Genomic DNA, 12,298 nt, shown 5'->3' on the forward strand with positions numbered 1-12,298 from the left:
TACTTCCCCTACCTCCCCTACCTCCCCTACCTCCCCTACCTCCCCTACTTCCCCTACCTCCCCTACTTCCCCTACCTCCCCTACCTCCCCTACCTCCCCTACCTCCCCTACCTCCCCTACCTCCCCTACCTCCCCTACCTCCCCTACCTCCCCTACCTCCCTCCGTAACAACCCGACGGTATAAGAAAAATATGGAACAAGGTTACTCAGACAAAGCATACCGTTGGAATCGGGAAGAATACTCTAGCAAACGCCGCTTTGTGGATATTTGGTCTTTTGTCTTGACCTTGATGTTCAAAATTTGGCGCTATAACAAAGATTGGAGTTACTCCGGTGGTGTAACAGAATCTAAGCAAGCAGCTAGACGCAAAGCCCAAGCAATCTGGATTAGAACCACGTTTTTAGATTTGGGTCCGACTTTTATTAAGATTGGACAATTGTTTTCAACTCGTGCGGATATTTTCTCTGCTGAATATGTGGAGGAGTTATCTAAGTTACAAGATAGAGTCCCAGCATTTAGTTATGAACAGGTAGAAGGAATTATTGAGCAGGAATTAGGTAAGACTGTTCCCACACTTTTCCAAGATTTTGAACCTGTTCCCCTCGCTGCTGCTAGTTTGGGTCAAGTCCACAAGGCCACCTTGTATACTGGTGAGTCCGTAGTTGTCAAAGTCCAACGTCCAGGACTCAAAAAGCTGTTTGAAATTGATTTAGGCATTCTTAAAGGTATTGCCCGCTATTTTCAAAATCATCCTAAATGGGGACGCGGCAGAGATTGGATGGGTATATATGAAGAATGTTGTCGCATTCTCTGGGAAGAAATTGATTATCTGAATGAAGGACGCAATGCCGATACTTTTCGCCGGAATTTCCGCCCTTATGATTGGGTGAAAGTACCGAGGGTTTATTGGCGTTATGCTACTTCTAGAGTAATTACTTTGGAGTATGTGCCAGGGATTAAAGTTAGTCAGTATGATGCTTTAGATGCTGCGGGTGTAGATAGAAAAGCGATCGCTCGCTATGGCGCACAAGCCTATCTCCATCAACTGCTCAATAATGGTTTCTTCCACGCTGACCCCCACCCTGGTAATCTGGCAGTTAGTCCCGACGGCGCTTTGATTTTCTACGACTTCGGGATGATGGGAACAATTAAATCCAATGTCCGCGAAGGATTAATGGAAACCTTATTTGGTATCGCTCAAAAAGACGGCGATCGTGTGGTAAAATCTCTAGTTGATTTAGGAGCGATCGCCCCAGTTGATGACATGGGACCTGTCCGTCGTTCAGTCCAGTTTATGCTGGATCACTTCATGGATAAGCCCTTTGAAAACCAATCGGTGGCAGCTATCAGTGAAGACTTGTATGAACTCGCTTATGATCAACCATTTAGATTTCCAGCCACTTTTACCTTCGTCATGCGTGCCTTTTCTACCCTGGAAGGAGTCGGTAAAGGTCTAGATCCAGAATTTAACTTTATGGAAGTTGCCCAGCCTTATGCAATGCAGCTTATGACAGATAACAGTAGTTCTGAGGGGAATAGCTTCTTGAATGAATTAAGTCGTCAAGCAGTCCAAGTTAGTAGCACTGCTTTAGGATTACCACGGAGATTAGAAGATACCCTAGATAAAATAGAACGTGGGGATATCCGGCTGCGAGTTCGCTCCGTCGAAACTGAACGCCTGATCCGGCGGCAGAGTAATATACAACTGGCAATAAGTTATGCTCTTATTATCAGTGGTTTTACAATTGCTGGTACAATTCTCCTAGTTAGCCATTATGTCTGGTTAGCAAGCTTTATTGGTTTAATTGCCGCATCAGTTTCATTCATGCTGATTCGGTTGCTTTTACGCCTCGACCGTTATGATCGGATGTATTAATTAATTGTTCACGAAAAATCTATGAAACTTGAATCTACCGGTTGTACAGATCGGGGGCGTATTCGTGCTTATAATCAAGATTCCTACTATATTGATCCCGCAGGGCGATTCTTTATAGTCGCTGACGGGATGGGTGGTCATGCAGGAGGAGAAGAGGCTAGTCGCATCGCTACTGCCGAAATTTGTGCATATCTAGAGCAAAATTGGCAATCCCCCGAATCTTCCTCAAAACTCCTAGAACAAGCTTTATCCACTGCAAATAAAGCCATAGTTCAAGATCAGCAAAATCATCCTGAACGTGCTGATATGGGAACGACAGCCGTAGTAGTAGTTATCCGTCCATCTGAGTTACCTGTATGCGGTCATGTTGGTGATTCCCGTCTCTACCGTCTGCGAGAATCACAATTAGAACAAATTACAGAAGACCATACATGGATTGCCAAAGCCATGAAAATCGGTGATATTACTCTTGATGAAGCTAGGGTTCATCCCTATCGTCATGTTTTATCCAGTTGTTTAGGTAGGGAAGACCTGAATCAGATTGATATTCAGCAACTAACTCTGGAAAATGGCGATCGCTTACTCCTCTGTAGTGATGGACTCACAGAAGAACTCATAGATCAGAAAATTTTTAACTACATCAACGACGCACCCAATTTAGAAAAAGCTGCTCACACCCTAGTTGAAGCTGCCAAAGAACAAGGTGGACACGATAATATTACCGTTGTCCTTGTGTCCGTAAAAGCCTAATTTTCCAGTCTCCTCTCGTTCCCATACTCTGTATGGGAATGAACTCCAGAAGGCTCTGCCTTCAACAACAGATTTAGGCAGAGCCTCTGTGATAGCATTCCCAGTCAGAGACTGGGAACGAGATGAACCCTTCCCCCTTGCCTAACTAAAAAAGTAAATATACTTAACAATTTGTTCAAATTGAGCATTTTTTATATTAACAATTTGATAAAAATATTTTTAATCTCCAAAAATTACCACAGGAGCTTAAATTTCTATAATTTCCACAATTGACATATTGCACCTTGTAGTATGTCTTAAATAAATAGCAAATAAGCGGTTAAGACATCAGATAATCAAAATCAGTGCCAAGCATAAAACTTGCCTGTGTCCTGATTTCTCACCCATAACCTCTAAATAGCAACCAACCCATAACTACTGTAATTTAAAGAATCTCCACCAAAATCAAACCATCCAACTTGCACAAATCCGCTCTCTGCGGAGTTGATTCTTGTATCAATAGATTCAATACCAGCACATACCTCGGAAAAATAAATTCAAAAAGATGGGCAAATTGTCAAAGACTTGTTATCTTTCTTAATATAGAGAAACAAATGTTAAGCAAAATCTAGCCCAAGGATTACCTCTTCGGACTTTTATGTAATTCAACAGATTGCAAATAAAGGAACTAAGGAATTTAAATAACAAGCAACAGCCTGTTTTACCTTTAAATACTGACTTCCAACTTTTCAATTCTGTTATCAATTTCGACTTTAAACCTTGTTTGTTTTGGAGTTCATTATGAATCAACGAACTGAACTATCTTTGGAACAGCAATTTAGCATTCGCTCCTTTGCTACACAAGTCCAACACATGAGCCACGAACAAGCTCAGGATTTTTTGGTCAAACTTTATGAGCAAATGGTCGTCCGTGAAGCAACTTACCAAGAAATGCTCAAACACCAATGGGGTCTAGAATCAGATCCCAATATGGCATAGGGTTACGAATGAGTAACTTCTCCTGTATCGCAGTGGGCGACCTCCTTCTCTTGCTCGTTTCCAGACAGGAAAAAAGCTGGGGATGCTGGGGCGTTAACTTCGATTACTACTACAGCATAGTGTAAATAGGTTGACACTCCCCGGTCCAAAGACGCGGGGATTCTATAGAGAGTTTCCCTTATAAGAATTTTAGATTTTAGATTTTAGATTTTAGATGAAAAAAATTTGGTATAAGAGGTTGTTTGAAAAGTATTAGATGAAACCGATAATCTCCAGAAACCTAACCCCCCTTCCCCCCTTCCCTACCTCTCCCTAGCCCTCTCCTTAAAGGCTACGGTGTACCACAAGTGGTATCTGCAAGGGTTGATGATGTATTTCATTTAAGTGCATACCGCTATATCAGGAAGGGACAGAAAATTACTTATGTTGTATGATAAAGGTTATACAGTCATCTGCCACAGATTATGATCTGCTGTTTAAACCCGGATTGTTCCCAAGCTATCAACCCTGATCATAACAAGTTCTGTCAAAGTTGCAGAACCCCGTTAATACCATTATTAATCAATCGCTTTCGAGTATTGCGGGTGCTTTCTGCTGAAGGTGGTTTTGGGAGAACCTATTTAGCGGAAGATAGCCAGAAACTCAATGAAACTTGTGTAATCAAGCAACTTGCACCTAAACAGTCAGGAACTTACGCTTTAAAAAAAGCCACAGAATTATTTATTGAAGAAGCTAAACGCTTACAAGATTTAGGAGAACACCCGCAAATAACAATGCTGTTTGCTTATTTTGAAGATAATGGTTTTCTCTATTTAGTACAACAGTTTATTAAAGGGGATAATTTATTAGATGAATTAAAACAAAAGGGTAAATATAACGAAAATCAAATTCGGGAATTATTACTAGATTTATTACCATCTTTAAAGTTTATTCATGAGCGCCAGGTTATTCATCGGGATATTAAACCACAGAATATCATGCGCCGAGCCAGTGATCGTAAGTTGGTATTAATTGATTTTGGGGCATCGAAACAATTAACTACCACAGTTCACACCCAAATAGGAACACGAATAGGTACTCATGGTTATAGTCCACTGGAACAAATTCAGCTTGGTGAAGCTTATCGAGCCAGTGATTTATTTGCTTTAGGTGCAACTTGTTTTCATCTTTTAACAGGGGTTCATCCTTTTAATTTATGGACAAGAAATGGTTTTAGTTGGGTGAATAATTGGCAACAACATTTATCTGTTTCTGTGAGTCAGGAATTGGGGCAAATTTTAGATAAGTTGTTGAAAATTGAGATTCAAGAACGGTATCAATCTGCGGATGAGGTCATCAAAGATTTACAAATTCCTCCTACAGTTTATGTACCTCCAGGGGGAAATCAAATTCCTCGAAATCAAATTTTGGGAAATTCTGGAAGTTCTCAAAATCAAATTTCTCAACATCAAATTTCGGGAAATTCTCCAACTACAATCAATCGTCGCGGTTTTATCTATCGAGGATTATTTTTAGGTGGTATAACTGTCGCATTTGTAGGACAAAGTTTATTTCCTGGGAAGAAAAATCAAACCTCAATTTCAGATACAGCAACTCCTGAAAATACACCAACACCTGAGAATACAACTTCCTCAAATAACCTGAAAACCTTTAGTTTTGAAGTGGTCAGCACTAACGCACGGGGAAATATCACCAACCGACGCAAGGAAAGCGCGAAATACTTTACAGAAGACTTAGGAAATGGTGTGACATTGGAAATGGTGGAAATCCCAGGAGGAACATTTATCATGGGTTCACCGGAAAACGAAGCAAGAAGGAATTCAACCGAAAGTCCCCAACATCAAGTTACTGTTCCTAGTTTCTTCATGGGAAAATATCAATTGACACAGGCACAATATCAAGCTATCATGGGTGGTAACCCTTCTGCATTCAAAGGCAATAATCGCCCAGTTGAACGAGTCAGTTGGAATGATGCAGTTAAATTCTGTGAAAAGTTAAGTCAAAAAACAGGAAAAAACTATAAATTACCCAGTGAAGCTGAATGGGAGTATGCTTGTAGAGCCGGAACTACTACACCGTTTTATTTTGGTGAAAGCATAACCACTGATTTGGTAAACTATGATGGTAATTACACCTATGTTTCTGCACCAGAAGGCAAAAACCGTCAACAAACCACAGATGTAGGTTCTTTTCCCCCTAACGCTTCTGGTTTGTATGATATGCACGGTAATGTGTGGGAATGGTGTTTGGATGATTATATAGATAATTATAGTGATGCGCCTAGAGACGGTATTGCTTTGACAGGACGAAGCGATGTAAAACTGCTGCGCGATGGTTCGTGGTTCAACGGTCTTGCTAATTGCCGTTCTGCTTTTCGCTACCCCTACACTCTCGACTTCGGCAACGACATTGTTGGTTTTCGGGTTGTGTGTAGTGGTGCGGCGAGGACTTAGTAGCCCTTTACACTCTTGCTCTTTTGCTCTTTTCTTTTCTTTCTCTTTTCCCTTCTTAACCCCCGCCGTTAGGCGGAAAAATAAAATTTTTTCTTTCGACAGTAAAGCAGATTGTGGTGTCTTTGCTTAGGATAGCACACATTTTTTAAATTGTCAGAATCAGGATATCCGGTTACTGAGCGAAGTCGAAGTACAGGATTTAAGGATTTACAGGATGTTATTGATAAATTGCTGGTTTTCCTTTGCGTCTTTGCGTGAAAATGAATATTCAATATTGTCAGAATCAGGATTTCCAGGATTTGAGGATTTACAGGATGTTATTGATAAATTGCTGGTTTTCCTTTGCGTCTTTGCGTGAAAATGAATATTCAATATTGTCAGAATCAGGATATCCAGGATTTAAGGATTTACAGGATGTTATTGATAAATTGCTGGTTTTCCTTTGCGTCTTTGCGCGAAACTGAATATTGTCTGAATCAGGATTTTTGTAATATCCATATCCCTATCCCTAAATTATTTTAAATGAATTGAGTATTTATAATTTTTATTTTGAAAATTTTATGTTGAAAATCGTATATATTAACATTAATCATAAACTCTTAAACCCTAAAAACACAACTCAAACAAACATCCTGGAAATCCTTAAATCCTGGATATCCTGATTCTGACAATTTAATTTTATAACCTCATGAGTTTTGACAACGTTTGTAAACTACTAGCAGAAAAATATCCCTTTGATTTTGCTAAATGGTTACTTCCCCAAGCACCAAAAACCATCAAAGTCTTAAAAACCGAATTGAGTATAGAACCAATTCGCGCTGATTTTGTCACCTTCTTACAAACAGAAAATCGGATTTTACATATTGAATTTCAAACCAACCCACAATCTAAACCTCCAATTCCTTTTAGAGAGTTAGACTATTCAGTGAGATTAATCCGTACATATCAAGTTCCTGTAACCCAAGTAGTGATTTTCCTGCAAGAAACAAATGATCCAATTGTTTTTACTGAAGAATATATTAACGAAACAACACGACACCGTTATCGTGTAATCAGAATGTGGGAACAAGATTCAGCTTTATTTCTCAATAATCTGGCATTATTACCATTAGCACCATTAACACAGACAAATTCACCTCAAAGCCTATTATCCCAGATTGCCAATAATGTTGCTAAAATTGCAGATAGGGAGACTAAACAGAATATTGCCGCTTACACAGAGATTTTAGCAGGTTTGCGATTTGAGAAAGACTTTATTCGTCAATTGTTAAGTGAGGATATTATGCAAGAATCAGTCATTTATCAGGACATTTTGCAGAAGGGAGAAAGAATTGGAGAACAAAGAGGAGAACAAAGAGGAGAACTGAAAGGAGAACTGAAATTTTGCTTATTTTTACTTAATCAACGGTTTGGAGAAATTGACTCTTTAATAGTTGAAAAAGTCAAAGGTTTACCTGTTGAACAGTTAGAAAATTTAGGTGCTGCGTTGTTTAATATTTCTGAAGTTGCTGATTTAGTAACTTGGTTAAATCAACAAGATCATCAGAACTAATAATTTGTGGTGTTGGGTTTTGCAACCCAACCTAATTTGTAAAAAAATTGGGGGTGCAGTTTGAGAAAGACTTTATTCGTCAATTGTTAAGTGAGGATATTATGCAAGAATCAGTCATTTATCAGGACATTTTGCAGAAGGGAGAAAGAATTGGAGAACAAAGAGGAGAAGTTAAATTTTGTCTACGTTTACTTAATCAACGGTTTGGGGAAATTGATTCTTTAATAGTTGAAAAAGTCAAAGGTTTACCTGTTGAACAGTTAGAAAATTTAGGTGCTGCATTGTTTAATATTTCTGAAGTTGCTGATTTAGTAACTTGGTTAAATCAACAAGATCATTAGAAATAATAATTTGTGGTGTTGGGTTTTGCAACCCAACCTACTTGATAATTACAAATTTTTCATTAAAGCTACTAAAATTTTCATTAAAGTTTCTAAATCATTGGGGACACGATAAAGGTTTAAATCTTGAGTAATTTCTTTTGATTCCCGATGTAAAATTACAAATTGCCAAATATTACCAATAGAAACTGCACCATACAGGATAGGATTATCAATAGGAGACCAATTATCAAAGGCAATTAATTCTACGGCTAATTGGACAATTCCCCTTTCTAAATCGGCATTTTTAGCTTCAATAACTAATAATTGGTTATCAGCTTTAATATAATAATCAACAACTCCTTTTAATTGATTATTGATATTCAACCCATACTCTACTCTAACTTTAGCATGGGTATAGTGAATTAGTTCCATAATTACAGGAGCAATCAAAAATTCTCTTCTGGCGGTTTCACTGGTTAAACTAATATAGGGTAAACTTTCTTCAATACGATTTTTTAGGTCTGTTAATCTTTCTAAATTTTGTTGAGTTGTTGGTAAAGTTAGAGATTGTGATTGAAACTTATAGCCAAAATATCCTATAATTTCATCTGGTTCATAATTCAATTTGAAATAATCAGCAAATGTGTAGGATTGATTAGAGTCAATTATTTGTATTTTTACCATAATTCTATTTTTAACTCTTCTCGATAGGAAAAACCCGCTAATCCCCCATTATACCTCCATAATTAACGGATATTCAAATTGAGAAGGTAAATCTTGTAAATGAAAATTATGATTTTTTTCTTTCTCCAATTCCAATAATACCTTAGCTACATCTTCAGCAATTTCTATAGCTTCTTGTACTGTTTTACCTTCTGCCAATAAACCTTGTAAATCATCACTTGTAGCTACAAAATATTCTTGTTCATCTTCAATAAATTTTTCAATTTTTAGTCGAATTAGCATTTGCATTTAGTTAACCTTGATAGTGAGTACAGGAATAAATGGTACTGCTTATATTATATTTTTCTGTGTCCTCTGCGCCTGGAGCGTGAAAAAAACTTCCAAACCAAAGACACAAAAACGCCCAGAAAAACCCTTTGCGTCTTTGCGCCTTTGCGTGAGATATTTCTTAACCTACATTAGCAACATAAGGACTTGTTAACTTATCCAATTGCTGAGTTAACAGACTGAGGAACAAACCCACATCAGTCACCACACCTACAGATTCTATTGAACCGCGATCGCTCAATTTTGTCACCACAGCCGGGTTAATGTCCACACAAACCATCTTCACACCTGCGGGAGTCATATTTCCCACCCCAATAGAATGCAGCATGGAAGACAGCATCAAAATCATGTCTGCACCTTCAATGATTTTAGAATACTCCTGTTGTGCTAAAATCAAGTTCATTTGGGTATCGGGTAACGGACCATCATCCCGAATTGAACCAGCGAGAGAAAAGGGAATGTTATTTTTCACACATTCATACATCACCCCACTTTTCACCACTCCCGCTTCTACAGCTTTAGCAATGCTACCAAAACGGCGGACGATATTAATGACTTTTAAATGATGTCTATGTCCACCACGCACAGCCACGCCCCGCTTCATATCCACACCCAGGGATGTTCCCAGCAGGTTTTGTTCCATATCATGAACAGCGATCGCATTTCCGCCCAAAAGTCCCTGTACATAGCCTTCTCGAACTAAGCGACAGAGATGTTCACCACCACCTGTATGAATCACCACAGGACCTGCCGTAACAACTACTTTACCGCCGCTATCCTTAATTTTACGTAATTCCCAAGCCACCTGTTCCACGACTAATTCCACTCGTCTCTCGCTGGAAACTCCAGAAGACATAAAGCTGAACTCTTGGGAATTGCGTTGTTCGCGTGATTCAGCTTTGCGAACGGTGCGAATACCTAAAACATCCACAACTACTTTGTCGCCGATTTCTAAATCCCGGAGGAGTTTGCATTTTGCTACTATACCATTAGCAGTTGTGGAAATAGCGATCGCCCCATCCATGCGTTGATTTTGCACCTTCAGCCATTCTCCATTTACCCTGACTTCAGTGGGATAAATCGTGCTGACATAGAAATCATCAGGAGCAACACCCGCTTGGATCACAGGTTCTAACTTAGAATCTCGTTCGTCTTGGGGTAAATCAACTGCACCCAAATCAATTAACTGGGAGATAATTTCTTCCATCACTTCGTGAGATGGTGCAGATACCCTGACTTCCGCCGCAGATGTACTTTGACGTTGTTCTCCCAAGTTGAATTTGAGAACTTGGAAACTTCCCCCCATTTCTACAATCAAATCTAAAGCGCGGTTAATCAAACCTGCATCGAGAAGGTGTCCTTCCATGCGAATGACACGACTTTCTACAGATACATTAGCGTGAATTTCCTCACCTATGGGTTCTGTTACCCGCAAAGTCAAGCATTTAGCCGCACCACCAGCTTTGAGAAATTCTGTTAACGGGGTTTCAATAACTTGGAAACCAACTTCCGCTAACCGTGATTTTAAATTATCACTAGCTTTGTTCATAATCACGATGCTATCAACATTCACCGCATTACAAGCAAAGTTAACAGCATCAGCTTCTTCAATAGCAATCCGCTTTTCCGGTGCGACGCGCATTTCAATCACGCGGTTAGAGTAGGAATCAAACGCGCCAGGATAATACAGCAAATAACCATTTGCCAAAGGACAAAAGCAGGTATCCAGGTGATAAAAACGCTCATCCATTAAGCGCAGAGAAATCACCTCAATGTCCAGCCATTTAGCCAGGTAGGGGTGAGAATCTAATTCTGACCGGAAACCATATCCAGCCCACAACCAGCGTCCTTCTCGGTCTAGGAGTGCATCACCAGCACCTTCAAAGGGGAGGTCTTTGGGAAGTGTGTAAACATTAAAACCATTTTGTTCAAACCACTGTTGAAAATACGGTTCTTCTCCTTGGCGTTCTTTATGTAAAAAGCGGCTGAGAACAACGTTTTCACCGAGGACTAAACCCGCGTTAGCACTGAATACCATATCAGGCCAACCTTTTTCGGGGGCAACTAAATCAACAATGGCATGATCTTTAATTACATGGTATAATTTATTCCATTGCTCCACAGCGCGATCGCGTGAGGACTTATGAATATTCCCTTCCATCCAAGGATTAATCACATAATCCACATCATAATGGTCAGGAGCGCACATCAAAAAACGAATTTGGGAAACCATAAAAATTTTACGAACTTCTAAAATGCTACTAATGTCTTCTGGATACAGAGTTTTGGCGATCCAATTCTGTCAAATCTGCTACTTAACCTCTACCTTTTGTTCCTGGTAGGCTTTACAAGGATATCGTTATTATTCTATTACTGCTAGGGACAATATAAGGATATGAAATAAAAAAGGTTTATGAAGAGATGTTATAGTATGGCTAATAACCGTTTAGAAAAAGCATAGATATTGAATAACTATTTATGAATACTGAAAAAAGAAAAGGACTTAAAGAAGCTTTTGCAGTGTTTTTTGAAAATCCCAGTCGTGATTCACTACGTAAATTATTAGTTGATCATACTGGTGAACATGATGATTTAGATTTTAAAAGTGCATTAATTACTCCGCCAATTTTAGCCAAGCATATTATCGCAATGGCAAATAAAGCTGGTGGTGTAATTGTCTTTGGAGTTAAGGAAACAGAGAATGGAAAATTTGAGTCTGTAGGAATTGGATTAAATGATAAAACTCATTTTTTAAGAGATATTAATGCTTATGTACCTGATAAATTAAGTTATGAGGTAATTGATTTTAATTTTAATGAAATTGAGTATACAGAAATAAAAGGTAAATCATTTCGAGTAGTTATTATTGAATATTCACCGGAATATATTCCTTTTCTGTCTAAAAAAGATGGGGAAGGTATCAAGAAAAATTTGATCTATGTTCGGAAAAATGCCAGTTCAGAAACGGCTGACTATAACGATTTGCAAGATATTTTTAATCGTAGGTTAGAAACAAGTTTTTCATCTGCCAGAGAAATATCACTAACAGAGCATTTTAAAGAGCTAAAAGAGATTTATTCATTGATAAACAGAGGCTGGTGGTATGAGGATTTTGGGTTTCCTGTTCCTCCTCCAGATTATTATGATGATTATCCCTTTATGGAATTTGTAGCTAATCCTAAATATCCAAAAGAAGATTATGATGATTTTGTAGTGAGAATGTTAAATTTAAAAAAATCAGTAATCGAATCAATAATAAAATCTGATAAATTTTTTAGATAACACACATAGCACCTCATATTATACGGGAGATACTGTATTAACGGACTTGATGCTAAAATAATATTTTCTATT

General features: G+C 38.5%; 10 protein-coding genes. 7 read left to right on the forward strand and 3 right to left on the reverse strand.

Annotation, left to right across the window (positions count from 1 at the left end; genetic code table 11):
• Positions 1-191 precede the first annotated feature (191 nt).
• The 6 genes from AA650_RS06895 (at position 192) to AA650_RS06920 (ending at position 7,951) form a co-directional block, all read left to right on the forward strand.
• On the forward strand, positions 192-1,877 hold the full coding sequence (locus AA650_RS06895; protein ID WP_053538467.1) for an ABC1 kinase family protein: 1,686 nt from the start codon (positions 192-194) through the stop codon (positions 1,875-1,877).
• A 21-nt stretch (positions 1,878-1,898) separates the two neighbouring features.
• A complete protein-coding gene (locus AA650_RS06900; RefSeq protein ID WP_053538468.1) occupies positions 1,899-2,627 on the forward strand; it encodes a Stp1/IreP family PP2C-type Ser/Thr phosphatase in 729 nt (242 codons plus the stop codon).
• A 780-nt stretch (positions 2,628-3,407) separates the two neighbouring features.
• Positions 3,408-3,605 (forward strand): NblA/ycf18 family protein, encoded by a 198-nt coding sequence (locus AA650_RS06905; protein WP_027402129.1) that lies wholly within the window; start codon positions 3,408-3,410, stop codon positions 3,603-3,605.
• Between the two features lie 464 nt (positions 3,606-4,069).
• Positions 4,070-6,058 carry a bifunctional serine/threonine-protein kinase/formylglycine-generating enzyme family protein gene (locus AA650_RS06910; protein ID WP_053538469.1) on the forward strand — a complete coding sequence of 663 codons (1,989 nt, stop codon included), beginning with the start codon at positions 4,070-4,072 and terminating at the stop codon, positions 6,056-6,058.
• A 688-nt stretch (positions 6,059-6,746) separates the two neighbouring features.
• Positions 6,747-7,610, forward strand: a complete 864-nt coding sequence (locus tag AA650_RS06915; protein WP_053538470.1) for a DUF4351 domain-containing protein — start codon at positions 6,747-6,749, stop codon at positions 7,608-7,610.
• Between the two features lie 101 nt (positions 7,611-7,711).
• Positions 7,712-7,951 (forward strand): DUF4351 domain-containing protein, encoded by a 240-nt coding sequence (locus tag AA650_RS06920; protein ID WP_234413326.1) that lies wholly within the window; start codon positions 7,712-7,714, stop codon positions 7,949-7,951.
• A gap of 48 nt (positions 7,952-7,999) precedes the next feature.
• Here the strand turns inward: AA650_RS06920 and AA650_RS06925 are convergent, their stop codons facing one another.
• The 3 genes from AA650_RS06925 to argZ all read right to left on the reverse strand — a co-directional run bounded on the left by AA650_RS06925 (position 8,000) and on the right by argZ (position 11,177).
• The gene (locus AA650_RS06925) at positions 8,000-8,617 is read right to left on the reverse strand and encodes a hypothetical protein (protein WP_053538472.1); all 618 of its coding nucleotides are present in this window, start codon (positions 8,615-8,617) and stop codon (positions 8,000-8,002) included.
• A 48-nt stretch (positions 8,618-8,665) separates the two neighbouring features.
• On the reverse strand, positions 8,666-8,905 hold the full coding sequence (locus AA650_RS06930) for a type II toxin-antitoxin system HicB family antitoxin (protein ID WP_053538473.1): 240 nt from the start codon (positions 8,903-8,905) through the stop codon (positions 8,666-8,668).
• Positions 8,906-9,065: 160 nt separating this feature from the next.
• Positions 9,066-11,177 (reverse strand): bifunctional arginine dihydrolase/ornithine cyclodeaminase, encoded by a 2,112-nt coding sequence (gene argZ, locus AA650_RS06935; protein WP_053538474.1) that lies wholly within the window; start codon positions 11,175-11,177, stop codon positions 9,066-9,068.
• A gap of 245 nt (positions 11,178-11,422) precedes the next feature.
• Here argZ and AA650_RS06940 point away from each other — a divergent pair, with 245 nt between their 5' ends.
• On the forward strand, positions 11,423-12,226 hold the full coding sequence (locus AA650_RS06940; protein ID WP_053538475.1) for an AlbA family DNA-binding domain-containing protein: 804 nt from the start codon (positions 11,423-11,425) through the stop codon (positions 12,224-12,226).
• Positions 12,227-12,298 lie beyond the last annotated feature (72 nt).

This window comes from Anabaena sp. WA102, from assembly GCF_001277295.1.
In the GTDB taxonomy this organism is placed as follows: Bacteria; Cyanobacteriota; Cyanobacteriia; order Cyanobacteriales; family Nostocaceae; genus Dolichospermum; species Dolichospermum heterosporum.

Excerpts from the sequence above, each read along its gene's own strand:
- AA650_RS06895 (WP_053538467.1), top strand. The coding sequence starts at position 192 with ATGGAACAAGGTTACTCAGACAAAGCATACCGTTGGAATCGGGAAGAA.
- AA650_RS06900 (WP_053538468.1), top strand. The coding sequence starts at position 1,899 with ATGAAACTTGAATCTACCGGTTGTACAGATCGGGGGCGTATTCGTGCT.
- AA650_RS06905 (WP_027402129.1), top strand. The coding sequence starts at position 3,408 with ATGAATCAACGAACTGAACTATCTTTGGAACAGCAATTTAGCATTCGC.
- AA650_RS06910 (WP_053538469.1), top strand. The coding sequence starts at position 4,070 with ATGATCTGCTGTTTAAACCCGGATTGTTCCCAAGCTATCAACCCTGAT.
- AA650_RS06915 (WP_053538470.1), top strand. The coding sequence starts at position 6,747 with ATGAGTTTTGACAACGTTTGTAAACTACTAGCAGAAAAATATCCCTTT.
- AA650_RS06920 (WP_234413326.1), top strand. The coding sequence starts at position 7,712 with ATGCAAGAATCAGTCATTTATCAGGACATTTTGCAGAAGGGAGAAAGA.
- AA650_RS06925 (WP_053538472.1), bottom strand. The coding sequence starts at position 8,617 with ATGGTAAAAATACAAATAATTGACTCTAATCAATCCTACACATTTGCT.
- AA650_RS06930 (WP_053538473.1), bottom strand. The coding sequence starts at position 8,905 with ATGCAAATGCTAATTCGACTAAAAATTGAAAAATTTATTGAAGATGAA.
- argZ (WP_053538474.1), bottom strand. The coding sequence starts at position 11,177 with ATGGTTTCCCAAATTCGTTTTTTGATGTGCGCTCCTGACCATTATGAT.
- AA650_RS06940 (WP_053538475.1), top strand. The coding sequence starts at position 11,423 with ATGAATACTGAAAAAAGAAAAGGACTTAAAGAAGCTTTTGCAGTGTTT.